The following is a 23654-nucleotide window of genomic DNA, read 5'->3' as shown; positions in this document are numbered from 1 at the left end:
GCCACGCTCCCGGATCAGCTCTGCGCGAGCGTCCGGGAAATCGTGTGCACAGTGGCCTCGACCTGTTCCTGATAGCGCGCAAGCTCGGCCTTGTGCTGCTTTTCGAGCTGGATGTGCCGGGAGCACAGGTTAAGGGCTGCCAATACCAGCAAGCGGTCGCCGATCAGCGTCGGATAGGAACGCTTGGTCTCGGCCAGCGAGGTATTGAGCATCGCGGCGGCCTGCAGCAGAGTCTGCTCCTCTCCCGCCGGGGCCTTGACCGAGTAGTCATTGCCCAGGATCGAGAGCACGGTCACGCCGTTGTCTTGGCTCATGCGTTCACGGCACTGGCGCTGGTAGCGCGGTCAACCAGAGCCTGGATGCGCGCAGCGGTGCTGCCCTGCTTCTCCTCATGCTCCAGCAGGCTCAGTTGCAGGCTGTCGTTTTCTTCCCTGGCCTGCGCCAGTTCGGTACGCAGTTGGGTATTGGTGTCTTGCAGTTGCTGGTTCTGCTGAACCAGATCACTGACAAGTTGTTCCAACTGACTGAGAGACGCTTCCAACATTCTGAATACTCGAACAAGTTTTACGGGGCGCACACGATAAAGAAAAGTCCCTGCGCATGCCAGCGTTGAGGCCCGCAAATCGGCCCTCTTCCACAAATCGAAGATGAAACTTTCATTTGCAGGGTAAATAGGACCGGGTTCTGTCCATCCGGTTCCTGCGGCTCGTCGGATCGGCAGCCTGACTGCCTGCAAAGCGGCTGGTAGCCGTTACCAGGCAACGGTACAAGCGCCACCTTGATGACGCCAAGGTTTTGGCGATGGGAATTTGCCACCAGCGGACAAAACTCACAAGCAATATTTTGCTGGCGCCTGCAATCAGGTCCATAGGGCTGAGTCTGGCCATGCCCCAGGGCAAAGGCATGGCCAGACGCTCAAGAGCTAGCGCACCAGATGCAGGAACTGCATATGCCGCTCGTACTGGTCGAGCACGTCATTGATGACCTGCTCTTTGGTGTAGCCCACCAGATCGTAATCCTGACTGCCCTCGCTCAGATGCACCTCGGCGCGGTAGTAGCGGCGGTTATTGAGTTGCTTGGAGCCCATCCCGCCACGGGCGAACGATGGGGTGAAGAAACCCTTCATCTGTACCTGATAGATAAACGGCCGCTCTTCACCATGGCCGATTTCCAGCGTCACCAGGTCATTGGCCGGGTCGGGCACCTGAGTCACGCTCAGGCCTTTTTCGACGAAAACAGCGGTAACCTCGTCAATCGCCGGTCGTACCACCTGATCGAGAAAACGGTATACCTCATCGCGTGACGGGTAATGCACCGCTTGGCTCAAGCGCTGGCGCCAGCCGCCACGGCGCGCGCCCGAAGCCGGTGCCAGCGAGTAGAGCTGGGCCAACTGACGCTGCGACTCCAGGTAGAAGGCCTTATGCAGCCCCCACATCATCAGCAACAGAATCAGCGAGAACGGCAACGAGGTGAGCACCACCGCCGATTTCAGCGCATCGATGCTGCCGGAAAACAGCAGGCCGCTGGTGATCAGCGCAGTAGCCGCCCCCCAGAACACCCGCAGCCACTTCGGGCCGTCTTCGTCGGCGCTGCCGCCTTTGGCCGACAGGGTAGAGAGCACCACAGTGCCGGAGTCTGCCGAGGTGACAAAGAACACGAAGCTGATGAACACCGTCACGGCGATCACCGTTTTGCTCCAGGGGTAGGTTTCCAGCAGCAGGTACAGGGTCATCGACGGGTCGTCGATGGCCGACTGGCCGAGCGCAGTCATGCCGTATTCCAGCACCTGATGGATGGCGCTGTTACCGAAGATCGACATCCACGCCAGGGTGAAACCCAACGGGATGAACAGTACGCCGAAGACGAATTCACGAATGGTGCGGCCGCGGGAAATCCGTGCAATGAACAGACCCACGAACGGCGCCCAGGCAATCCACCAGGCCCAGTAGAACACGGTCCAGCCACCCAGCCAGCCATCAGCCTGCTGGTAGGCATAGACGTCGAAACTCTTGACCGGCAAGGCGCCCAGATAATCACCGACGTTCTGCACCAAGGTATTGAGCAAGTGCTGGGTGGGACCTGCGAACAGCACGAACAGCAACAGCGCGCAGGCCAGCAGCATGTTGATGTCGGACATGACCCGCACGCCCTTCTCTACCCCGGATACCGCGACCAGAATGGCCGCGCCCATCATTGCGCTAATCAGCATGACCTGAACCCAATGGGTATGGGCCACACCAAACAGATAATCCAGACCGGAGTTCAGATGCAGCACGCCAAAGCCCATGTCGGCGCCCAGACCGAAGATGGTGGCGATGATGCCGAAGCCGTCGACGGCGTAGCCGATCGGGCCGTTGATGCGCTTGCCGATCAGCGGATACAACGCCGAGCGCAAGGCCAGCGGCAGGTTGTGCCGATAAGCGAAGTACGCCAGTGCCATGCCGACAAAGGCGAACACGCCCCAGCCATGCAAGCCCCAGTGCAAAAACAGCAACTGCATGCCCTGGCGCGCCGCGTCAGCGGTACCGGCTTCGCCTTGCGGCGGCTGCAACATGTGGGTAAGCGGTTCGGAAACGCAAAAGAAAAACAGCGTGATGCTGATCCCGGCGGCGAACAGCATGCCGGCCCAGGACAGGTAGCTGAATTCGGGTTCGTCGTGGTCGGCACCGAGTTTGATCCGGCCGTAGCCGGATAAGGCGGTGACCACCACGAAGACCAGATACAGCGTCATGACCAGCATGTAGTACCAGCCGACCGTATTGGCCGCCCAGTTCTGCGCTGCAAGCAGCCATTGGCCGGCGGCTTCGGGAAAGCTGATGACGACAATGCCGAACACCAGAATGAAGCTTGCCGCGAAATAGAAAACCGGCGCATTCATGCGCACTTGGCTGCTGGCGGCGGGGTGGGAGACATTCATACTGGATGCGCCTCCAGAGTCCGTAAAACAGGGACAAGACGAGGGTAATGCAAGGGTTGGCCTCCTGATGTGAGCGGGCAGCGAACCACCGTTCTAAATTGACTGAACGTTCAATTTAAACACGATTGGCCAGTAAATGACCAATCGCTGCCGTAGGACTTCGCTCGGATCAGGGGTAGGACGTGAGGAATAAACCAATCGTTCCGTGACGACGGGGCAGAACAAAAAATCTTGTAGGAGCGGATTTATCCGCGAAGCTTTTCGCTGCTAAAGCGGATCGCCGCCCGGCAGCTCCTACGTGCCCCCATAAAACCGTTACTTCTGGGTGCCGTCGTCGTTGTGCAGCAGGTTGGCCTGGGTCAGGTTGCTGCCGGCCGGGACGCTGCGGGTCAGCCAGACGTTGCCGCCGATGGTCGAGCCCTTGCCGATGGTGATGCGCCCCAGAATGGTCGCGCCGGCGTAGATCACCACGTCGTCCTCGACAATCGGGTGGCGGCATTCGCCTTTGTGCAGGTTACCGTTCTCGTCGGCCGGGAAGCGTTTGGCGCCGAGGGTCACCGCCTGATAAATACGCACCCGCTCACCGATGATCGCGGTTTCGCCGATCACCACACCGGTGCCGTGGTCGATGAAGAAACTCGGGCCAATTTGCGCACCGGGGTGGATATCGATGCCGGTCGCCGAGTGGGCGATTTCAGCACTGATACGCGCCAGCAACGGCAAGCCGGCGCGGTACAGATGGTGCGCCAGGCGGTGGTGGATGATCGCCAGAATGCCGGGGTAGCACAGCAAGACTTCATCGACGCTGCGCGCCGCCGGGTCACCCTGATAGGCGGCCAGCACATCGGTGTCCAGCAGGCGGCGAATGCCCGGCAGGGCCAGGGCCAGGTCCTGAATCAGTTCCAGCGCCCTCTGGTCGATCCCCTCGATGCTCTGCCCCTGCTGATGGGCCACATAACGCAGCTCAAGGCGGGTTTGCGCCAGCAAGGCATTCAACGCCACATCCAGGGTATGACCGACGTAGAAGTCTTCGCTCTCTTCACGCAGGTCCACCGGGCCCAGGCGCATCGGGAACAGTGCACCGGCCAAGGCTTCGAGGATTTCACCCATGGCCGCCCGCGACGGCAGTTCACGACCGCCATGTTCACCGCTGACCCGCCGGTTACGGGTGCGCCAGTCATCCCGCGCCTCACGCAACTGACCGACGATGTGCTGCAACTGCCAGTGACTGACGCGGCCCTCGGCAGTCCCTTTTGGAATCTCGCTCACGCTGAACTCTCCTGCTGATCACGGGTGACAGCCACCCTTGGGTAGCGGCCTCGCCTTCCACTCTACGGCAAATGCCAGAGTTGAAAAAATATCAATTTCTGTAGGAAATAAGCGTCCAAGGCATAAGAGCACGCCTGTTGCCGTGCAGGAATCGTCTGCATATAGTCACTGATCTTGCCATACCGCCGGGCCATGAACGCCCTCAAGAATGTCCAAAGGGATACCCATAGCCCCATGCTCAAAAAACAGCTCGACCGTTTCAAGCGCCTGGACCTGATCGGCGCCCCGACACCTCTGGAAAAGCTCGAACGCCTGTCAGCCTGGGTCGGCCGCGACCTTTATATCAAGCGCGACGACACCACCACCCTTGCTCTGGGCGGCAACAAGGTGCGCAAGCTTGAGTACCTGGCCGCCGATGCACTGGCCAAGGGTGCTGACACGCTGATCACCGCCGGCGCCATCCAGTCCAACCATGTCCGCCAGACCGCTGCCCTCGCCGCCCGCCTGGGCCTGGGCTGCGTCGCACTGCTGGAAAACCCTATCGGCAGCGAAGACCCCAATTACCTGAAGAACGGCAATCGCCTGCTGCTGGAGCTGTTCGATGCCAAGGTCGAACTGGTAGAGAGCCTCGACAACGCCGATGAGCTGCTGCAAGCGTTGGCGGTGCGCCTGCATGCCAGCGGCAAAAAGCCCTATCTGGTGCCTATCGGTGGCTCCAGCCCGGTCGGTGCACTGGGTTATGTGCGCGCCGGGTTCGAATTGGCCGAGCAAATCGAACAGACCGGCGAGACCTTCGCTGCGGTCGTCACCGCCTCTGGCAGTGCCGGCACCCACAGCGGCCTGGCCCTGGCTTTGGCTGACAGCCATCCTGACCTGCCGGTGATTGGCGTCACGGTGTCACGCAGCGAAGAGGCGCAATTACCCAAGGTTCAGGGGCTGGCTGAACGCACCGCCGAACTGCTTGGCGTGGCCTTGCCGGAGCGTTTCAAGGTCAACTTGTGGGATGAGTACTACGCTCCTCGTTACGGCGAACCCAATGCCGGCACGCTGGCAGCGATCAAACTGGTCGCCAGCCAGGAAGGCCTGCTGCTGGATCCGGTTTACACTGGCAAGGCTATGGCCGGCCTGCTTGACGGTATCGGTCGTCAGCGCTTCGACGATGGCCCGATCATCTTCCTGCATACCGGTGGCGCACCGGCACTGTTTGCCTATGCTGACCAGTTCGCAAGCTGAATGCCGTGTGCCAGAGCGGCACAGGCAGTGAAAAAACAAAAAAGAATATAAAGCCAATAATTAATTATTTTTAACTATAAGGCACACCTCTTATAGTCGCGCTCCAACAGACATGCTCCACTGCCAAGCTGCCGTAAAACCCTGGTGTTTTCCGGCACTTCGGCAGCCAGGGCAGCGTCTGATTCCTGTCTTGTATCGCATTCAAACAAGGGGCTTGCATGAACATTTCCGCTATCCGCCGTACCCTCCTCCTCTCGGCCCTGAGCCTGGCGCTTGGCACAGGTCTGGCCAGCCAGGCCATGGCCGGCGAACAACTGCAGAAAATCAAGGACAGCGGCACCCTGAACGTGGGCCTGGAAGGCACTTATCCACCGTTCAGTTTTGTGGATAACAACGGCAAGCTCAGCGGCTTCGAGGTCGAGCTCTCCGAGGCGCTGGCCAAAGAGTTGGGCGTCAAGGCCAAGATCCAGCCAACCAAGTGGGATGGCATCCTCGCCGCACTGGAATCCAAGCGTCTGGACGTAGTCGTCAATCAGGTGACCATCTCGGAAGAGCGCAAGAAAAAATACGATTTCTCCAAGCCCTACACCGTATCCGGTATCCAGGCGCTGACCCAGAAGAAGGACGAAGGCAGCATCAAGACCGCCCAGGATCTGGTCGGCAAGAAAATCGGCGTCGGCCTGGGTACCAACTACGAGCAATGGCTCAAGAGCAATGTACCGGGCGCCGTGGTCAAGACCTACGACGATGACCCGACCAAATACCAGGACCTGCGTGTCGGCCGCATCGACGCCATTCTGGTCGACCGCCTGGCAGCCCTGGAGCTGATCGCCAAGACCAAAGACACCCTGGCAGTCGCCGGTGAGCCTTTCTCGCGCCAGGAAGCCGGTGTCGCGCTGCGCAAAGGCGAGCCCGAGCTGCATGAAGCCATCGACAAGGCGCTGGATAAACTGCGCGCTGACGGCACCCTGGCCAAGCTGTCCGAGAAGTACTTCGGGGCTGACGTGACTAAATGATTGAAGAGAGCCTGAATCTCGCGCTCGAATCCGCGCCTTTTCTGCTCAAAGGCGCGTATTACACGATCGTGCTCAGCCTGGGTGGTATGTTCTTCGGACTGATACTGGGCTTTGCACTGGCCTTGATGCGTCTGTCGCGCATCAAGCCGGTGAGCTGGATCGCCCGCATCTACGTGTCGTTCTTTCGCGGCACGCCGCTGCTGGTGCAGCTGTTCATGATCTATTACGGCCTGCCGCAACTGGGTGTGGAACTGGACCCGTTGCCGGCCGCGCTGATCGGTTTCTCGCTGAACATGGCGGCCTACGCCTGTGAGATCCTGCGTGCAGCGATCGGCGCCGTGGACCGCGGGCAATGGGAAGCGGCAGCCAGTATCGGCATGACCCGCTGGCAGACCATGCGCCGGGCGATCCTGCCCCAGGCTGCGCGTACCGCTCTGCCGCCCCTGGGCAACAGTTTCATCTCACTGGTCAAGGACACCGCGCTGGCCGCCACCATCCAGGTGCCGGAGCTGTTCCGCCAGGCGCAACTGATTACCGCCCGCACCTTTGAGATCTTCACCATGTACCTGGCCGCCGCGCTGATCTACTGGGTGCTGGCCACTGTGCTTTCACACCTGCAGAACCGCCTGGAAGCCCGGGTCAACCGCCATGATCTGGAGTCTTGAGCCATGATTGAAATAAAAGGGCTCACCAAGCAGTTCAAGGGCAATGAGGTACTCAAAGGCATTGATCTGCGTATCGAGGCCGGTGAGGTGGTGGCGATCATCGGCCCCAGCGGCTCGGGCAAAACCACCTTGCTGCGCTGCCTGAATCTGCTCGAAGAACCTTCGGGCGGCTCCTTGCAGATCGGCGATATCCGTATCGATGGCAACCGGCCGTTGAGCCAGCAGCAAGGCCTGATCCGCCAGTTGCGGCAACAGGTCGGTTTCGTGTTCCAGAACTTCAACCTGTTCCCGCACCGCACGGCGCTGGAGAACATCATTGAAGGGCCGGTGGTGGTCAAGAAAGTGGCGAAAGAAAAAGCCATTGCCCTGGCCCGTCAGTTGCTGGCCAAGGTTGGCCTGAGCGGCAAGGAAGACGCCTACCCCAAGCGGCTGTCCGGCGGTCAGCAGCAACGGGTAGCGATTGCCCGGGCGTTGGCCATGGAGCCGCAGGTGATCCTGTTCGATGAACCGACCTCGGCGCTGGATCCGGAGCTGGTCGGCGAGGTGCTCAGCACCATTCGCGCCCTGGCCGAAGAAAACCGCACCATGGTCATCGTCACCCACGAGATGAGCTTTGCCCGGGATGTTGCCAACCGGGTGATCTTCATCGACAAGGGCGTGATCGTCGAACAGGGCGAAGCCAAGGCACTGTTTGCCAACCCGCAGCAGGAGCGGACACGGCAGTTTCTTGAACGCAGCCGTTTTTGATCCTGCCCCCACCTGCGTTTTAACCGCCACACTATTCAGTTAAGTGCTTCATGTCCCCGGTGGGAGCTACCTTGGTAGCTCCCACAAGAAATGAAGTGCTTGATCGAGCAGCAATGGTTTTAGCCGCGAAGATTTCGCCGCTAAAGCGGCTCCTACAGACTAAAGTGCCAGCTTCCTAGTATTACCTGAACAGGTCAGACCCCACTTAACCTGCCAGTAATAATCCTGCGCGCCTCCTGTAGGATCTTTCTGATTCTTTAAAAAACAGCATTTAGCAAGTTAGCCACTGTTGACAGCAAGCCATAAAGCCAATTAGCTGAAATCACTAATTTTCACCCAGCTGCCAATGATCAACGGCCGGGATTCATCCTTTATTCAAGACAACTTAACCAATGAATATCGATTAGCCAGCGCGGGCGAATAACGCACTTCGCCTTTGCCGTTCATTACCCACTGTCTGGCTTTATGACTTGAACACACGAGTATCTGGATATGAGCCATACCTACTGCACGAAGGCTGCGCCTAAACTCCCCGCTCCGGACATTCCCCATACCTGCCGCCATGGCATTGGCATTCGCCAGGCCTCGAGTCTGATGATCGAGGTGCCGGTTTATCCAGATATGGACACCGGTGATCTGATCGAGCTGTACTGGAATGACTGCTACGTCGCGTCGAAGATTCTCACCTGCCAGGATCTCGACCAGCCTGTGGCGCTGCGTGTACCGGAAAGCTTCCTGCACAACGGCAAGGCCAGGGCCAGTTATCGGGTCATGAAAGTCGGCGGTTCACCCATGTCATCGGTATGCCGCAAAGTGTGGGTCAAGCTCGACGCACCGGGCGGCACGCTGATGGACATCGACCAGGAGGAAAACCAGGGGCTGGCGCCACTGGCACTGCCGGCCTCGGTGGAGCGCCGCGGCCTCAACAGCCGCCACCTGCACGACGGCCTGCCGTTGATCATCGAGCCTTATCCGAACATGGCACCGCACGACGAGATCACCTTGAGCTGGGGTGACCTGCGCATGGACCTGCCGCCGTTGCAGCCTGACGAAGTCGGCGACGCCGTAGAGTTCGTGGTGCCGTCGGCGCTGATTTCCGAGGCCGGTGGCGGGCAGACACTTCCAGCGACTTATTGCATCATCGACCGGGTAGGCAACAATTCGTCGTGGGCACCCGTACGGGAAATCTGGGTGCCCTATGCTGGCCGGACGCTTGAGTGACGGCTCGCCAGCGTATTAATTTGAATACCCGCACTGGATACCATCGATGAAGCTCGACTCCGGCACCCTGCAACAGATCACCCGCAACACGCTGGCTCACTATGACCAATCAGCCGAGAGCTTTCGCGAGGGCACCCGTGACCATGACGTCAGCCAGAACATCGAGGCCCTGCTGCGCCACCTCGATGCATCAGCGCCCTTGCATATTCTCGACTTCGGTTGCGGCCCGGGCAGGGACCTGAAGGTGTTTAGCGCTCTGGGTCATCATCCGACCGGGCTCGATGGCAGCCAGCGCTTTGCTGAAATGGCCCGCACCGATACAGGCTGCGAGGTATGGCATCAGGACTTCCTGGCGCTGGACCTGCCCGCCAACCGGTTCGACGGCATCTTCGCCAACGCCTCGCTCTTCCACGTGCCACGTCAGGAACTGCCCCGCGTACTGCGCCAACTGCACGCCACACTCAAGCCCGGCGGCGTGCTGTTCAGTTCCAACCCCCGTGGCCAGAACCAGGAAGGCTGGAACGGTCCGCGCTACGGGTCTTATCACGACTTGCCGGCCTGGCAGGCACTGCTGATTGACGCAGGTTTTGTCGAACTCGAACACTACTACCGCCCAGCCGGGCTACCCAGGGACCAACAGCCCTGGCTGGCCAGCGTGTGGCGGCGTGGTTGAATCAAGTAGCTTGGGTCATTGATCGTCAAACCTTTTGACAAAAGCGCTCAGGTTCTATTACGTCCATTCATGCCTGAAGACAAGGCACACCGAGAGAGGAAGGACCCTCTCTTTACCTATGCACACTTCGATCAAGGGAACGATCGTGAACGACCTTATCCAGAATGGCTATTTCATCGACCAGAACTTCGAACACTGGTTTAGCACCTATTACCCGGAAACACCTGAACTGCCAAATTACAAAGGCCGCTTATATAGCGTACTGCTGAAAACCGGCGACCACTTGCAACAGAATATCCCGGTAAGACGAGACGCGCCCTTCACCGTAACGTGGGCGTTCACTGCAAAACTCATTGCCGACTCAGGTAACGACGGCGCGGCGATCAGCACCGGTTTCTATGCGGCGTCTGACCACCAGAGCCATATCACCATGGTTCGCGATACCGAGTGGCAAACGTACAGCCATGAAGATGTCCAGCCGATCGTTTCGAACGACGGTTACCTGGGCATCACTTTCTCCGACCTGATCCCGCTACCTGACCAAGGCAAAAGGACGGCGGTACATATCACCGGCTTCAAACTCTGGGCGACGTACCTGAGCGCTTGAGTCAAGCCCGCTGCGACTCGCCACATCACCGAATCATTCAAGGATAAAAACAATGACCGTATCCACCATCCAGGCGGTGACGCCGTGCGCCAACGATAAAGTAAACCTGATCAAGAACAGCCACTTCGCTGACGATGACGGGCTGGCCTCAACCGAGTATTGGCAAACCAATGCGCAATCGCTGCCGGTTTACTGGCAGGGCGGTAAATACTCTCTGCCACTGTACAACCGCGAAGCACTCAGCCAGACAATCACCATCGGCACCGCCCAACCCTTCACCATCCACTATGCACTCTGGGCCTCGGCCAGCCACCCGACCCCGAGTACCTACCTCAGGGTGAAAGTGGAAAACGCCCGCACCCAGGAAGAAGTCGACATCGTCATCAACAACAAAGTCCTGTTCCCGCTGCAGCATGATTCCACCCTGCGTTTTTCACCTGCGGACGGCGACCTGACCATCACCTTTTCCAACGAAGCTCTCAATCCCGGCAGGGCCCTGAACCTTACGGCGATTGAACTGTGGATCGAGCCTGTTTGACATCCTCCCCGTCCTAAAGGGCGGGGATTCCCACAACTGGACGCTCATGCCCGAGCGCGAGAATGTTCTTTGCGGCGTTGACGTCGCGGTCGTGGGTGGCACCACACCCACAACAAGTCCATTCCCTTATTCCAAGCCCTGCGATACCTCTCGGCCTCGAGTCCGGCAATTGCTTGCAGCTCGAACAGGTTTGGGTGGTGTTTCTCTCGCTAACAACCTTGAAAACCGTGCCTGCGTGATCGCATTTGTATTCCAGCATGGTTTTCAATTGACCCCAGCCGGCGTCCAGCACCGACTTGGCCATTCTGGTTTTTGCGAGTTTCAGTGAGTTCACATCGCCCACCACAATGACGCCACAACGCGCTACCAGCGCGTTGCTGAACTTATGCAGGCAATCCTTGCGGCGGTTCGCAATTTTGGCGTGGATCGCCCGCACACGGGCTTTCTTGCCGGCGCGCTGGGCCGTGCCCAGGGCGCTCTCCAGATCCCGGTAGAACCTGCCGCTTTCAAGGCGATCACCGTCGCTGCAGGTGGCCGTGGTTTTCAGTCCGAGGTCGATACCCACCGCGTCCTGGCCTGGCGATAACTGCCGGTCGACCTCGACCACGACGTTGAAATACCAGCGTCCACGGCTGTCCTCGTTGAAGCTGCCGGATCTGAATTTAAAACCCGCCAGGCCGTAGCTGTCCCAGACCTTGAAGTGCTGTTTGTTGAAGACGACCTGGCCGTTTTTCCAGACAGCAGCGCCGGCCTTCAAGGGCACCCAGCCCAGGCTGCGCCGAGCGCCGCCCGAGCAGCGCCAGCGTAGCTGACGCTTTTTGAACTGCTTGCGCCGTGTGACATATTCGTCGGCAACAGCCTGCACCGATTGGCTGTGCAGTCCCAAGTCTTTGCCGGCCCCGTTGGTGTACTTGTGAATGTCGAACGCCGACAGAAAACGACCACGCTCACGAATCGAGCGACGGCTCAACTCGTTTACGTAGTTCCACACAAAATTCACAGCACGAGACGCTTCACGCAACTGCGCTGCATGCTTGTCTCGCACTCGAATCTTGAGGGTTTTGGTCGCTTTCATTTCAGTCATGAAACACAGAATAGGGGCGGTTTTATGGATCTTAACCCCTATGACCGCTTCGCGGTGGCGCTTTCATCCCCCGCCTGAAGGAAGGGGCTTTTCGCGCCAGCTTGGTAACGACCATGGCGGCCTGAGCCGACGGCATCGCTCAAGTCGCCCTCACCGGTGCCTGATGCCGTTGCTCCTCAGTCGGCTCCTTGATCCGGTACCAGGCTACATACAGTGCCGGCAGAAATAGCAGGGTCAGCAGGGTCGCCACCACGATCCCGCCGATCATGGCGTAGGCCATCGGGCCCCAGAACACCTCACGGGCAATCGGGATCATGCCCAGGCTAGCCGCCGCCGCCGTCAGTAGAATCGGACGACGGCGGTGCTCGGTCGCTTCGACCACAGCATCCCACGGCAGGTAGCCGGCGCGTTCGTAAGCATCGATCTGGGTCACCAGAATCACCGAGTTGCGGATGATGATACCCACTAGCGCCAGCACCCCGAGGATCGCGACAAAGCCCAACGGCGTGCCGGTGGGGACCAGCGCCAGTACCACGCCAATCAGCCCCAGCGGCGCCACGCTGGCGACCAGAAACATCTTCTGCACGCTATGCAACTGGATCATCAGGAAGGTCGCCATCAGGAACAGCATCAGCGGCAACACCTGAGCAATCGGCCCTTGCGCCTTGCTGCTCTCTTCAACCGTGCCGCCGGTGGCGACCTTATAGCCACTGGGCAAGCCTTGGGTGAATTTGTCTATCTCGGGCTTCAACTGGGCCACCAGGTCGGTGGGCTGGATTTCGTCACGCACGGCACCTTTGACCGTGATGGTCGGTTTGCGGTCGCGGCGCCACACCAAGGGTTGCTCCAGTTCATAGCCCACCGTGGCGAAGGCCAGTAGCGGGATCGAGGTGCCCTGCGGGGTGACGATCTGCAGGTTCTGCAAAGTTTCAGGGCTACCGCGCTCGGCATCTTCGGCGCGCCCCACCACATTGAGCAGATAAATATCGTCCCGCACCTGCGTGATGGTCGAACCGCTGACCACGCTGTTCATCACCGACGCCACGTCCTCGGACGACAAGCCCAGTTGCCGCGCCTTGTCCTGGTTGATATCAATGCGCAGCACCTTGCCCGGTTCGTTCCAGTCGAACACCACCTCGCCCACATGACTGTTGTTATCCAGCAACGCCGCCAGCTCGATGGCATGCTGGCGCACCTTGTCGATATCCGGGCCGCTGATCCGGTACTGCAACGGCCGCCCCACCGGCGGGCCCATTTCCAGCGGCTGGACGAACGAGCCGATGCCGACGAAGTCTTCACGCAAGCGCTGACGCAGGCGCTCGGTCAATGCACCACGAGCCTCCAGATCCTTGCTGACAATCACCAACTGGGCATAGAAAGGGTTTTGCAATTGCTGGTCCAGCGGCAGATAGAAGCGCAGCGCGCCCTGGCCGATGTAAGTGCTCCAGCGGGTGATGTCCGGGTCGTCTTTGAAGGTTGCTTCCAGGCGATCAACCACCTGGCGCGTCTCATTGATCGAGGCACTTTGCGGCAGGTTCAGATCAACGAGGATTTCCGGCCGGTCCGAGGCCGGGAAAAACTGGTTCTGGACAAAGCGCATGGAAAACAGCGCCAGGGCGAACAGCAGGATGGTAAAGCCGATCGCCAGCCAGCGATGGCGCATCGACCACAGCATGCTGGCGTTCAACGCCCGGCCGATCCGCCCAGGCTCTTCACTGCCCTTCTTCACCTTGCTGCTGAGAATGTGCACACCGATCACCGGCGCGAACAGCACCGCGACGATCCAGGACACCAGCATGGCCACGGCAATGACTGCAAACAGGGTAAAGGTGTACTCGCCGGCGGAACTGTTGTTCAGGCCAATCGGCACGAATCCGGCCACAGTGACCAGCGTGCCGGTGAGCATCGGAAAGGCTGTCGAGGTATAGGCATAGGTCGCTGCCTCCTCCTTGCTTTTGCCTTGCTCCAGGCGGGTGACCATCATCTCCACGGTGATCATCGCATCGTCCACCAACAGGCCCAGGGCGATGATCAGGGCACCGAGCGAAATGCGCTGCATGGTGATTCCGCTGTACTCCATGAACACGAAGACCATGGCCAGCACCAGCGGGATCGAGCAGGCCACCACCAGACCTGCACGAATGCCGAGGCTGACGAAGCTGACTACCATGACGATGATCACCGCCTCGAACAGCGCACTGGTAAAGCCGCCCACCGCCTTGTCCACCACCTCGGCCTGATCGGAGACCTTATGCACCCCGACCCCCACCGGCAGGTTGGCGGTGGCCTGATCCATCCGCGCATGCAGGGCCTGACCAAATTGCTGGATATTGCCGCCATCTTTCATCGCAATCGCCAGGCCAATGGCCGGCTGGCCGTTGTAACGAAACAGCGGCGCAGGCGGGTCGGTAAACCCGCGCTCGATATCAGCAATATCGCTAAGCCGGTAGAAACGATCGTTAAGGCGCAGATTGACCGCCGCCAGGTCTTTCTCCGAGGCAAACTGGCCGGAGGTGCGCACCGAGATCCGCTCGGGACCGGCTTCGATCACCCCGGCCGGGGTGACCGCGTTCTGTGACTGCAGGCTCTGCATCACCTGGCGCTGATCCAGCCCCAGCGCGGCCAGCTTGCGGGTCGAGAAATTCAGATAAATCACTTCGTCCTGCTGGCCGATCATCTCGACCTTGCCCAGCCCGTCGACCTCACGAATCTCGGCGCGCACTTGCTCCACGTAATCGCGTAGCTGACGCATGCTGAACCCGTCGGCGGTAAAGGCGTAGATCGAGCCGTAGACATCACCGAACTCGTCATTGAACACCGGCCCTTGCAAGCCCTGCGGAAACTCGCCGCGAATGTCATCGACCTTTTTGCGCACCTGATACCAGATCTCTGGAATCGCTGCGGCACTGGTGGTGTCGCGCAGGAACACCATGATCGTGGACTCACCCGGCCGGGTGTAGCTCTTCACATAATCCAGCGAGTCCAGCTCTTCGAGCTTTTTCTCGATCCGATCGGTCACCTGATTGAGCGTTTCATCCACCGTTGCGCCGGGCCAGCGGGTCTGGATGACCATGGTCTTGATGGTGAACGATGGGTCTTCTTCGCGGCCCAGGTTCATGTAGGAGAACACGCCCATCAGCAGGCCGACGAACATCAGATACCAGACGAACGACTGATGCTTGATGGCCCACTCGGAGAGATTGAAACCGCCTTTCATCGCGGGCTGTCCTTATCGATTTTGACGTTCTGCCCCGGCTTGAGGCTGTTGATACCTGCGGTTACCACCTGTTCGCCGGGCTTGACGCCCTCGCTCAGCAAAAAGCTCTCAGCGGTGCGGCTGATGACGGTGACCGGCCTGGGGTTGACGGTCTGGCTGGCGGCATCGACCACCCATACCCGGCTCTGGCCTGCCTGTTCTTGCAAGGCATTGAGCGGCAGGCGTACGCGCGGGACCACCACCGAGCTCAGGGTGACGCTGATCGCCGTGCCCAGGCGCAGCGCCGCCGGCTGTTCGGCCAGGGTCAGACGCGCCCGCCGGGTGCGGGTCGAGGCGTCCGGCTGTGGTTCGACTTCACGCAAGCTGGCCGTGGTGCTGACACTCGGATCAAGCTGGCTGGCGACATTGAACTGCACGCCCGCTGGCAACTGGTCGAGCAGTTCGGCCGGCAGGTCGATCACCGCTTCCTTGATATCCGGCCGGGCCAGGGTGACCACCTCCTGACCGGCGCTGACCACCTGCCCGGCTTCGACTTTCCACTCAGTCACCACCGCCTCGTGATCACTGCGCAGTTCGCTGTAGCTCAATTGATCGCGGGCCTGCTGCGCCGCCGCACGGGCCTGGTCCAGCGACGAGCGGCTGGTCTTGAGGTCAGTCAGGGCGATATCCAGTTGCGCCTGGGCGCCGACCCCACGGTCAAACAGCGTCTGCTGACGGCGGGCATTGGCCTGGGCATTGATGAACTGCGCCTCGACCCTGGCCTGATCGCTCTCGCGGTTACGCAAAGTGTTCTGTTGATCGGTGGGGTCCAGGCGTGCCAGCAACTGGCCCTTGCGGACCTCGGCGCCGACATCCACCGCGCGCTGGGCGATGCGCCCCGGCACCCGGAAGCCCAGCACACTCTGATAACGCGCCTGGATGTTGCCGGCAAAGCGCCCGAAGTCCTGCTGCGACTCGGCCTGGGCCTTTACCCAAACCACCGGCCGCACCGGCTCTGGCGGCGGGTCATCGTTGCCACAGGCGGCCAGCAGCACGGCGCTGGTCAGGATCAAGACACTGCGCTTCATGGCTGTGCTCCGGCGGCTGAGGTTTTGTGCTCGGCGATTTCCACCTCGATATCCGGGTGCAGCAATTGCCCGCCGGCGGTCACGACCTTTTCACCGGGCTGCAAACCGTCATCGATCATGACCTTGCCGGTCAGGTAGCGCGCCACCTTGACCGTACGCAGCTGCGCCTTGCCCTGTTCATCGACCACCCACACCGCCGGCTGGCCAATGTCCTGGCCGATATTCTTGGTCAATGCCGCCCAGGGCAACTCGACCCGCGGCCGGGCCGGCGGGCTGAGCGCAACACTGACTACCGAACCGAGGCTCATGCCCTCAGGCAGCGGCTGCAGCGCGATTTTCACCTGCAACGTGCCAGTCTGCGCCGAGACCGCTGGCGTCACCTCGCGCACCTTGCCCATGACGTTGAGCTGCGGGTTATCGAGCAGGCTGACCTGCACCGGCTGATCGCCCGGTGGCTCGACGAACAGCGACTCATAAACGTTGAACACCGCGTCGCGCTCACCATCGCCGGCCAGCTCGAAAATTGGCTGGGTGGCCGACACCACCTGGCCCACTTCGGCCTGCCGCGCAGTGATCACCCCTGGTGCATCAGCCACCAATGCCGTGTAGCTCAATTGCTCACGGGCGTTGGCCAGTTGCGCCTGGGCGGCCTTGAGCGCGCTTTCACTGCCACGCAATTGCGCCTGGGCAGCATCGAACTCGCTCTGGCTGGTATAGCCCTTGGGCAGCAACTGCTGCTGACGCCAGAACGCAGCCTTGGCCTGGGTCACCCGCGCCTGCTCGGCCACCACCGCGGCCTGGGCTGAATCGACATTGACCTGCAAATCCTTGGGGTCGAGACGGGCCAACACCTGACGGGCGCTGACCCGCGCGCCCACATCGACGTAACGTTCGATGATCTTGCCGCCTACCCGGAACGACAGCGGTGTCTGAATGCGTGCCTGAATATCGCCGGTCAGCGCCACGCTGGCGGCGAAATTCTCGGCCTGCACTTGCTGAACATAGACCCGCGGCAGCTTGGGCTGCTCGGGCGGCTTTTCGCCGCAACCGGCCAACAGCAAGGCCGCAGCCAGAGGCACCCAAAGCAGTCTTGCAGGGACAACAGGCATGCAGGCTCCTTGGTGGATGCAGATCTGAAATGGAGAGTCATTGAGTGATGTGAATATGCGACTGCGGGGAACGGGCAAGGGTTCCTTGCGCTCAAGCATTGGCGAAACACGAAGTGCATCACCCTCGCCAATCTGCGCCGTGAAGGCCGGCTGTTTACCGCAGACAGTCGCGTTGGCAGCTAACGTCCGCGTACGGACGCTGCGATGCTCTGCACCGGCGCACGAGAATTCCTGCTCATGGCTTGCAACCAGGGCTGCAGCACCAGTGCCAGTCGTTCTGCGGCCGGCAACTGAGCGGCCTGACGTGTTACCCGCAGATCCAGCCGCAGGTGCCACTGTTCCTGCACCATGGCTTGGGCTTGCTTGGCGCGAACCATGGCTGCAGCCTGTAAACGCCCTTCACGCTTGCCCCAAAAAAACGAGGAAACCCGCGAGCCGACCGAGGGTAATCCAAGCCCGATGGCGGCCCACATCAGCGGATCAGCCACTGGCGATCGCGGGTCCACCGCAGCGATAACCCGGCTGACCGTAAATGCCGTGCTGGCCGCCAATTGACCGACCGCGCCAGCTGCCGCCAGTTTGGCTGAGGCCGCAGTTCCACCCGCGAGCACTTTCCGGATTGAAGGTACAGCCAGTTTGACGCCCCATGCTGCGCCGAACAGCCCCAGGCCGATCCACAGGAACGACCTCATATGATCATCCACTGCATGCCCCGAGCGATCCGAGCGGTTGGCCGGATCACCCGCACAATAGGCATAGGCATTGATCCCGCCTTCGGCAAACGGGCTCAAGCTGTCGGGGCTGTTGAAACGCATCAGCACCGGGTTGTACGCCCGATAGCCATGGCCCAGCAGGTAGTGCCCGGTCAGCGGGTCGGGCAACTCGCCATTGAAGCCGGGCGACGAATGTTCGCCAGCAGCCAGGGTTCTGGTCCTGGCCAGACGGTCCAGCGGATCGTAGCGGTAGATACGCATCGCCATAACGGCCTGCTCAAAGTATCGAGAGAGGCGTCAACAATGCTCTGTCGCAAAGGAGTCGGGTACTGGCAGAAGTAGGAGCGAGCTTGCTCGCGAAAAGGCCAGAGAAACCAGCACATCGGCTGTGGATGTACCTCAGCATTAGCCGCGACGCTGTTCGCTTAAGTACACAAATCTCGGCGGGAGTGGCCGGCCGGCGCTCCGCTTGTCGGAGTGCCGAACCACAACGAAGGCGGCAGCACATTCGCAGCAGATGCTGTGACTTTACCGGCTCTTCGCGAGCAGAGCTCGCTCCCACCGGGGGTATACAGTACCTGATTGAACAGTATTGGCTTTAGCCGCGAAGACGCTGTGTGAAGGCTTCGCAGCTAAAGCTGCTCCTGCAAGCTTCGGTGTTTATTGCGCTATATGGCCGACACTGGTTATTCAGCTCCCCGGCGTACCGTGGGCTTCTTCGAAGAAGTAGTCCTTCCAGCTCGCTGCCTTGTTTTTCAACACGCCCAGTTCATGCAGCTTCTCGGCATAGATGAAGGTGCGCTGCGGGGTGATGGTGAAGTCGATTTCCGGATCGGCGACGATCTTCTCGACCAGCGCCAATGGCAGTTTGGACTGTTCGACACGGATGTAGGTCTGCGCGGCGGCCGGTTTGTCGGCTTTGATGATCTTCTCGGCTTCGGCCAGTGCGTCGTAGAACGCCTTGTAGGTCTTGGGGTTCTCGTCGTGGAACTTCTGGGTGGTGTACAGGACGTTGAACGTAGCCTGGCCACCGAGCACATCATACGAGCTGAGCACTTTATGTACGTTAGGGTTTTCCAGCGCCTGGTACTGGAACGGCGGGCTGGAGAAGTGCGAATTGATCTCCGAGCCACCGGCAAGCAGCGCAGCCGTGGCATCCGGGTGGGCCAGGCTCACCGAGATATTGTCGAATTTCTTGTAGTTGTCGTTACCGAACTGCTTGGCAGTTTCGATCTGCAAGGTCCGCGACTGGAAACCCACTCCCGCTGCCGGTACGGCGATACGGTCCTTTTCCGAGAAGTCCTTGAGGGTCTTCACGTTCGGATTGTTGGTCAGCAGGTAGTTGGGCATCGAACCCAACGAGGCAATGGCCTTGACGTTCTGCTTGCCCTTTGTCCGGTCCCATACCGTCAGCATCGGCGGTACGCCGGCCGACACCACATCCAGTGCGCCGGCCAGCAGGCCTTCGTTCATCGCCGTGGCGCCGGAAACGCTGTTCCAGTTCACCTCGATATCCAGACCTTGTTGCTTGCCGTGTTTCTCGATCAGTTTCTGGTCGCGCACCACGTCCAGAATCAGGTAACCGATACCGAACTGTTGGGCGATGCTGATCTTGCCTTCGGCCTGGGCCGTACCACTGAGCAGGCCGCCCAGCAGGAAAGTCGCCGCCAGACCGGTCAGGCCAGCGCGTTTGAAAGTCTTGCTCATGAAAATGCTCTCTTGGAATTCAATGATGCTTAGCGCTGCATGCCCCAGCGTTTAACGGTCAGACGCTCGATATTGGCGAACAACAGGTTCTCGACCAGCAGGCCGATAAGGATCACCGCAGCCAGGCCGGCAAACACCTTATCGGTGTACAGCTCGTTGCGGTTCTGGAAGATGTACCAGCCCAGGCCGCCCTTGCCCGACGAGGCGCCGAACACCAGTTCGGCGGCGATCAGGGTGCGCCAGGCGAAGGCCCAGCCAATCTTCAGGCCAGCCAGGATCGACGGCAGCGCCGCCGGAATCAGGATGTGCCAGACAAAGCGCAGCCCCTTGAGGCCATAGTTGCGACCGGCCATGCGCTGCGTCTCGGACACCCCCAGAAAACCGGCATAGGTGTTCAACGCCAGTGCCCAGAGCACCGAGTGCACCAGGACGAAGATCAGGCTGTTCTGGCCCAGGCCAAACCACAGCAACGCCAGCGGCAACAGGGCGATGGCCGGCAGCGGGTTGAACATGGCGGTCAGGGTACTGAGCAGGTCACGGCCCAGTTGGGTCGACACCGCCAGGGTGGTCAGACCAAAGGCCAGGACGATGCCGATCAGATACCCCTGAATAAGCACGGTGAGTGAGATCCATACCTTGCCCAGCAGTTCGCCGCTGAGCAGGCCGTCATAGAACGCCTTGGCAGTCTGCAAGAAGCTCGGCAGCAGCAGGTCGTTGGCCTGGATGCGGGCGACCACTTCCCAGAGCACGGCCAGGACGATCATGATCAGGGTCTTGCGCACCCAGCCCAGTTGCCAGATGCGCTGCAGCAGGGGAATGTCACGGGCCAGCTCACTCTGCACGAATGGCTCAAGCGCGACTTCATATTCTTCGCGGCGCGGCGAAGACGGATTGGTGGAAATACTCATGGTTTGAATCTCTGCGGGCAGGCCAGGCCTGCCGGTGAATGCTCAATACGCGATGCGTATGTCCTGAAAGCCCAGTTCACGCTCGGTCTGGCTGCCACCAGGCTGCTCGTCGAACAGCAAGCGGTGGATGCGCTGCGCGGTCTGCTGAAACCCCACCCCGCCCAGGCTCTGCAAGTCGTACTGGTGGCTGTTGATCTCGGCGCGAACCCGACCCGGATGCGGCGACAGCAACAGGATGCGGTTGCCGACCACCAACGCCTCTTCAATGGAGTGGGTGACGAACAACAGGGTGAAACGCACCTCGTCCCATAGCTCCAGCAACTCTTCCTGCATCTTGCGCCGGGTCAGCGCGTCGAGCGCGGCGAAAGGCTCATCCATCAGCAGGATCTTCGGCTGCATGGCCAGCGCGCGGGCAATCGCTACCCTCGCTTTCATGCCGCCAGACAAAGTGTGCGGGTACGCCTGGGCGAAAGCGCTCAGGCCGACCTTGTCCAGATAGTATTTGGCACGCTCCAACGCCTCGGGACGCTTGAGGGTGCGCGAGGCCAGCAGCGGGAACATGACGTTCTCGATCACCGTCTTCCAGGGCGGTAACTGGTCGAACTCCTGGAACACCACGATGCGGTCCGGTCCCGGTTCGCTGACCTGATGACCGGCCAGGCGAATCTGCCCCTCGCTAGGCCTGATGAAACCGGCCACCGCCTTGAGCAGGGTGGACTTGCCGCAGCCCGAAGGGCCGAGCAGGACGAAGCGGTCAGACGGATCGACCTCGAAACTGACCTGATGGGTCGCCCGCACAACCCGCTCCGGGGTACGGTATTCCAGGCTCACATTCTGTACTTGCAACAAGGCCTCAGCGGCGGGCTGATTGGCCTGTTGCGCGGGATTGTTATGGCTAGCCGTATGGCTTTGCACGACAGCATTCATGTCGGCGCTCCTCTAAATCGGTACGGCTGATCAGTAAGGCGCAGTGCCCTGAATGGTCGTGCGGTGCAAGCGGCGGCGCAGATGGGCCGGGCAGCCGGTCGCCAGGTGGATCAATGAACGGTTGTCCCAGAACACCATGTCGTTGTCCTGCCATTGATGGCGGTAGACGTTCTCGGGGCGGGTGCTGTGGGCATACACCTCGGCGAGGATCTGGCGGCTTTCGTCTTCAGGCACACCAACGATATGGGTGGTGAAGTTTTCACTGACAAATAGCGCCTTGCGGCCATTCTCCGGGTGGGTACGCACCACCGGATGCGCCACTTCAACCACCTGAGCCAGTTGCTCGGGGGTCAGGGTCGGCCGCCAGTTTTCGGCGTTGTGACCGTCACGGTAGCGCGCGGTATAGCTGTGCACTGCTTTGCGGCCTTCCACGGCCTTGCGCAGATGCTCAGGCAGGGTTTCCCAAGCCTTGTGCATGTCGGCGAACAATGTGTCGCCGCCTTCGCTGGGCAGCTCCTGGGCATAGAGCATCGAACCCAGGCTTGGCAGCTCTTTGTAGGACAGGTCCGAATGCCAGAACTTGCCGGCATCGCCAAGGCCGATGGGCTGGCCGTCTTCAACGATATTGGAAACGATGAGGATTTCCGGGTGGTTGGCCAACAGGAACTGCTTGAGCACGTGGATCTGCAATACACCGAAACGGCGGCTGAAATCGATCTGCTGCTGCGGGGTGATCCGCTGGTCACGGAACACCACCAAATGGTGGTCCAGATGGGCTTTATGGACCCGGGCAAAGTCGCTGTCGTTGAGGCTGCGAGACAAATCCAGGCCGACAATCTCTGCACCGACATTGCCGGACAAAGGGCGTACTTCGAAGGATTGGCTGGCCGATTGTGCGGCTGAAGAAGCGAGGGAGGCTGCTGGCATGAGTACTCCGATTCAAAGGACCAGGAACTGAATGGAGTAACTGTATCGATATAAGAAATTAAATTTAAATACCGTTATTGAATATGCATATGACTGGTTTCAAATGCTTCGCGGCTGAAGCCACTCCTACGGGCGTACGCCTGCAGGAGCGGCTTCAGCCGCGAAAATGCTGCTAATGAAACTGTTACTGCTTAGAACGCCGGCAATACCGCGCCGTCGTATTTCTTCTCGATGAAAGCTTTGACTTCAGGGCTGGTCAGCGCCTTGGACAGCTTCTGGATCGCGTCGGTGTTGGCGTTGTCGGCACGGGTTACCAGATAATTCACGTACGGCGAATCGGCGCCTTCAATGATCAGTGCATCCTTTTTCGGGTTGAGCTTGGCTTCCAGCGCGTAGTTGGTGTTGATCAGCGCCAGATCGACCTGGCTCAGGGTACGCGGCAGTACCGCCGATTCCAGCTCACGGAATTTCAGCTTCTTGGGGTTGGTTGCGATGTCTTTCGGGGTCGACAGGGCGTTGGTCGGGTCTTTCAGGGTGATCAGGCCGCCTTTTTGCAACAGCAACAGGGCACGGCCGGCATTGCTGCCCTCGTTGGGGATCGCCACGGTGGCGCCTTCAGGCAGCTCGTTCAGGCTCTTGTATTTCGACGAATAGCCGCCGAAGGGTTCGACGTGTACACCGACACCGGTGGTCAGGGTCGCGCCTTTACCTTTGTTGAACCCGTCCAGGTAAGGCTTGGTCTGGAAGTAGTTGGCGTCCAGACGCTTCTCGTTGAGCTGTACATTGGGCTGCACGTAGTCGGTGAAAACCTTGATTTCCAGGTCCACACCTTCCTTGGCCAGGGTCGGCTTGATCAGCTCAAGGATTTCGGCATGCGGAACCGGGGTCGCGCCAACCACCAGTTTCTCGCCGGCATGTGCCAGGCCTGTCGAGAACGCCACTGCCAGTGCGGCCATCAGGAATGTCTTTTTCATGCGTTGCCCCTTGGAGGATCTGTGTTGCTTATGAGTATTTGAGGGTCCCGATGGTGGCCATTGGGACGTGGAGCAGACATTAGCGGGCTTTTTTATTACCACAAAATACTTTTTATCAATCTTCTTATTACTTTT

At 60.0% G+C, this 23654-nt stretch carries 22 protein-coding genes; 8 read left to right on the top strand and 14 right to left on the bottom strand.

Annotated features, from left to right (window positions below; all coding sequences use genetic code 11):
- Positions 1-14: 14 nt before the first annotated feature.
- The 4 genes from PSCI_RS10590 to epsC all read right to left on the bottom strand — a co-directional run bounded on the left by PSCI_RS10590 (position 15) and on the right by epsC (position 4186).
- Entirely contained in the window at positions 15-314 is a 300-nt protein-coding gene (locus tag PSCI_RS10590; protein WP_045486171.1) for a cell division protein ZapA, read from the bottom strand.
- Positions 311-544 carry a hypothetical protein gene (locus PSCI_RS10585; protein ID WP_045486169.1) on the bottom strand — a complete coding sequence of 78 codons (234 nt, stop codon included), beginning with the start codon at positions 542-544 and terminating at the stop codon, positions 311-313. Before PSCI_RS10585 ends, PSCI_RS10590 begins: the two co-directional genes overlap by 4 nt.
- Positions 545-922: 378 nt before the next feature.
- Entirely contained in the window at positions 923-2917 is a 1995-nt protein-coding gene (gene betT / locus PSCI_RS10580) for a choline transporter BetT (protein WP_045486166.1), read from the bottom strand.
- Between the two features lie 315 nt (positions 2918-3232).
- Positions 3233-4186 carry a serine O-acetyltransferase EpsC gene (epsC, locus tag PSCI_RS10575; protein ID WP_045486163.1) on the bottom strand — a complete coding sequence of 318 codons (954 nt, stop codon included), beginning with the start codon at positions 4184-4186 and terminating at the stop codon, positions 3233-3235.
- 234 nt (positions 4187-4420) lie between these two features.
- Between epsC and PSCI_RS10570 the strand changes: the two genes are divergently transcribed.
- The 8 genes from PSCI_RS10570 (at position 4421) to PSCI_RS10535 (ending at position 10886) form a co-directional block, all read left to right on the top strand.
- The gene (locus PSCI_RS10570; RefSeq protein ID WP_045486160.1) at positions 4421-5419 is read left to right on the top strand and encodes a D-cysteine desulfhydrase; all 999 of its coding nucleotides are present in this window, start codon (positions 4421-4423) and stop codon (positions 5417-5419) included.
- A 218-nt stretch (positions 5420-5637) separates the two neighbouring features.
- Positions 5638-6435 (top strand): cystine ABC transporter substrate-binding protein, encoded by a 798-nt coding sequence (tcyJ, locus tag PSCI_RS10565; protein ID WP_045486157.1) that lies wholly within the window; start codon positions 5638-5640, stop codon positions 6433-6435.
- The gene (tcyL, locus tag PSCI_RS10560; protein ID WP_045486154.1) at positions 6432-7100 is read left to right on the top strand and encodes a cystine ABC transporter permease; all 669 of its coding nucleotides are present in this window, start codon (positions 6432-6434) and stop codon (positions 7098-7100) included. Before tcyJ ends, tcyL begins: the two co-directional genes overlap by 4 nt.
- A gap of 3 nt (positions 7101-7103) precedes the next feature.
- The gene (gene tcyN / locus PSCI_RS10555; protein WP_045486151.1) at positions 7104-7847 is read left to right on the top strand and encodes an L-cystine ABC transporter ATP-binding protein TcyN; all 744 of its coding nucleotides are present in this window, start codon (positions 7104-7106) and stop codon (positions 7845-7847) included.
- 492 nt (positions 7848-8339) lie between these two features.
- A complete protein-coding gene (locus PSCI_RS10550; RefSeq protein ID WP_045486149.1) occupies positions 8340-9068 on the top strand; it encodes a hypothetical protein in 729 nt (242 codons plus the stop codon).
- A gap of 46 nt (positions 9069-9114) precedes the next feature.
- A complete protein-coding gene (locus tag PSCI_RS10545; RefSeq protein WP_045486147.1) occupies positions 9115-9741 on the top strand; it encodes a class I SAM-dependent DNA methyltransferase in 627 nt (208 codons plus the stop codon).
- A gap of 118 nt (positions 9742-9859) precedes the next feature.
- On the top strand, positions 9860-10348 hold the full coding sequence (locus PSCI_RS10540; protein ID WP_045486145.1) for a hypothetical protein: 489 nt from the start codon (positions 9860-9862) through the stop codon (positions 10346-10348).
- A gap of 52 nt (positions 10349-10400) precedes the next feature.
- Positions 10401-10886: a hypothetical protein gene (locus PSCI_RS10535; protein WP_045486143.1), complete on the top strand. Its 486-nt coding sequence runs from the start codon at positions 10401-10403 to the stop codon at positions 10884-10886.
- Between the two features lie 13 nt (positions 10887-10899).
- Here the strand turns inward: PSCI_RS10535 and PSCI_RS10530 are convergent, their stop codons facing one another.
- The 10 genes from PSCI_RS10530 to PSCI_RS10485 all read right to left on the bottom strand — a co-directional run bounded on the left by PSCI_RS10530 (position 10900) and on the right by PSCI_RS10485 (position 23519).
- On the bottom strand, positions 10900-11961 hold the full coding sequence (locus tag PSCI_RS10530; RefSeq protein WP_045486140.1) for an RNA-guided endonuclease InsQ/TnpB family protein: 1062 nt from the start codon (positions 11959-11961) through the stop codon (positions 10900-10902).
- A 148-nt stretch (positions 11962-12109) separates the two neighbouring features.
- Positions 12110-15187, bottom strand: coding sequence for an efflux RND transporter permease subunit (locus PSCI_RS10525; RefSeq protein WP_045486137.1), 3078 nt, complete (start codon positions 15185-15187; stop codon positions 12110-12112).
- Entirely contained in the window at positions 15184-16254 is a 1071-nt protein-coding gene (locus PSCI_RS10520; protein WP_045486134.1) for an efflux RND transporter periplasmic adaptor subunit, read from the bottom strand. Before PSCI_RS10520 ends, PSCI_RS10525 begins: the two co-directional genes overlap by 4 nt.
- The gene (locus PSCI_RS10515; protein ID WP_045486132.1) at positions 16251-17363 is read right to left on the bottom strand and encodes an efflux RND transporter periplasmic adaptor subunit; all 1113 of its coding nucleotides are present in this window, start codon (positions 17361-17363) and stop codon (positions 16251-16253) included. Before PSCI_RS10515 ends, PSCI_RS10520 begins: the two co-directional genes overlap by 4 nt.
- A 179-nt stretch (positions 17364-17542) precedes the next feature.
- On the bottom strand, positions 17543-18343 hold the full coding sequence (locus tag PSCI_RS29765) for an RHS repeat-associated core domain-containing protein (protein ID WP_052483383.1): 801 nt from the start codon (positions 18341-18343) through the stop codon (positions 17543-17545).
- Positions 18344-18766: 423 nt separating this feature from the next.
- Positions 18767-19783, bottom strand: coding sequence for an ABC transporter substrate-binding protein (locus PSCI_RS10505; RefSeq protein ID WP_045486130.1), 1017 nt, complete (start codon positions 19781-19783; stop codon positions 18767-18769).
- 29 nt (positions 19784-19812) lie between these two features.
- Positions 19813-20691, bottom strand: a complete 879-nt coding sequence (locus PSCI_RS10500; protein ID WP_045486128.1) for an ABC transporter permease — start codon at positions 20689-20691, stop codon at positions 19813-19815.
- A 42-nt stretch (positions 20692-20733) separates the two neighbouring features.
- Positions 20734-21618: an ABC transporter ATP-binding protein gene (locus PSCI_RS10495; RefSeq protein WP_045486126.1), complete on the bottom strand. Its 885-nt coding sequence runs from the start codon at positions 21616-21618 to the stop codon at positions 20734-20736.
- 30 nt (positions 21619-21648) lie between these two features.
- Positions 21649-22545 (bottom strand): TauD/TfdA dioxygenase family protein, encoded by an 897-nt coding sequence (locus tag PSCI_RS10490; RefSeq protein WP_045486123.1) that lies wholly within the window; start codon positions 22543-22545, stop codon positions 21649-21651.
- Between the two features lie 191 nt (positions 22546-22736).
- Positions 22737-23519 carry a MetQ/NlpA family ABC transporter substrate-binding protein gene (locus PSCI_RS10485; protein WP_045486121.1) on the bottom strand — a complete coding sequence of 261 codons (783 nt, stop codon included), beginning with the start codon at positions 23517-23519 and terminating at the stop codon, positions 22737-22739.
- Between the last annotated feature and the right edge of the window lie 135 nt (positions 23520-23654).

The sequence above is a fragment of the Pseudomonas sp. StFLB209 genome (genome assembly GCF_000829415.1).
Lineage (GTDB): Bacteria > Pseudomonadota > Gammaproteobacteria > Pseudomonadales > Pseudomonadaceae > Aquipseudomonas.
This window is presented reverse-complemented; position numbering and strand designations above follow the sequence as displayed.

Excerpts from the sequence above, each read along its gene's own strand:
- PSCI_RS10505 (WP_045486130.1), bottom strand. The coding sequence starts at position 19,783 with ATGAGCAAGACTTTCAAACGCGCTGGCCTGACCGGTCTGGCGGCGACT.
- PSCI_RS10545 (WP_045486147.1), top strand. The coding sequence starts at position 9,115 with ATGAAGCTCGACTCCGGCACCCTGCAACAGATCACCCGCAACACGCTG.
- PSCI_RS10520 (WP_045486134.1), bottom strand. The coding sequence starts at position 16,254 with ATGAAGCGCAGTGTCTTGATCCTGACCAGCGCCGTGCTGCTGGCCGCC.
- PSCI_RS10530 (WP_045486140.1), bottom strand. The coding sequence starts at position 11,961 with ATGAAAGCGACCAAAACCCTCAAGATTCGAGTGCGAGACAAGCATGCA.
- PSCI_RS10540 (WP_045486145.1), top strand. The coding sequence starts at position 9,860 with ATGCACACTTCGATCAAGGGAACGATCGTGAACGACCTTATCCAGAAT.
- tcyN (WP_045486151.1), top strand. The coding sequence starts at position 7,104 with ATGATTGAAATAAAAGGGCTCACCAAGCAGTTCAAGGGCAATGAGGTA.
- PSCI_RS10485 (WP_045486121.1), bottom strand. The coding sequence starts at position 23,519 with ATGAAAAAGACATTCCTGATGGCCGCACTGGCAGTGGCGTTCTCGACA.
- tcyL (WP_045486154.1), top strand. The coding sequence starts at position 6,432 with ATGATTGAAGAGAGCCTGAATCTCGCGCTCGAATCCGCGCCTTTTCTG.
- PSCI_RS10535 (WP_045486143.1), top strand. The coding sequence starts at position 10,401 with ATGACCGTATCCACCATCCAGGCGGTGACGCCGTGCGCCAACGATAAA.
- PSCI_RS10495 (WP_045486126.1), bottom strand. The coding sequence starts at position 21,618 with ATGAATGCTGTCGTGCAAAGCCATACGGCTAGCCATAACAATCCCGCG.
- PSCI_RS10525 (WP_045486137.1), bottom strand. The coding sequence starts at position 15,187 with ATGAAAGGCGGTTTCAATCTCTCCGAGTGGGCCATCAAGCATCAGTCG.
- PSCI_RS10515 (WP_045486132.1), bottom strand. The coding sequence starts at position 17,363 with ATGCCTGTTGTCCCTGCAAGACTGCTTTGGGTGCCTCTGGCTGCGGCC.
- tcyJ (WP_045486157.1), top strand. The coding sequence starts at position 5,638 with ATGAACATTTCCGCTATCCGCCGTACCCTCCTCCTCTCGGCCCTGAGC.
- PSCI_RS10570 (WP_045486160.1), top strand. The coding sequence starts at position 4,421 with ATGCTCAAAAAACAGCTCGACCGTTTCAAGCGCCTGGACCTGATCGGC.
- PSCI_RS29765 (WP_052483383.1), bottom strand. The coding sequence starts at position 18,343 with ATGGCGATGCGTATCTACCGCTACGATCCGCTGGACCGTCTGGCCAGG.
- betT (WP_045486166.1), bottom strand. The coding sequence starts at position 2,917 with ATGAATGTCTCCCACCCCGCCGCCAGCAGCCAAGTGCGCATGAATGCG.
- PSCI_RS10585 (WP_045486169.1), bottom strand. The coding sequence starts at position 544 with ATGTTGGAAGCGTCTCTCAGTCAGTTGGAACAACTTGTCAGTGATCTG.
- PSCI_RS10490 (WP_045486123.1), bottom strand. The coding sequence starts at position 22,545 with ATGCCAGCAGCCTCCCTCGCTTCTTCAGCCGCACAATCGGCCAGCCAA.
- PSCI_RS10550 (WP_045486149.1), top strand. The coding sequence starts at position 8,340 with ATGAGCCATACCTACTGCACGAAGGCTGCGCCTAAACTCCCCGCTCCG.
- PSCI_RS10500 (WP_045486128.1), bottom strand. The coding sequence starts at position 20,691 with ATGAGTATTTCCACCAATCCGTCTTCGCCGCGCCGCGAAGAATATGAA.
- PSCI_RS10590 (WP_045486171.1), bottom strand. The coding sequence starts at position 314 with ATGAGCCAAGACAACGGCGTGACCGTGCTCTCGATCCTGGGCAATGAC.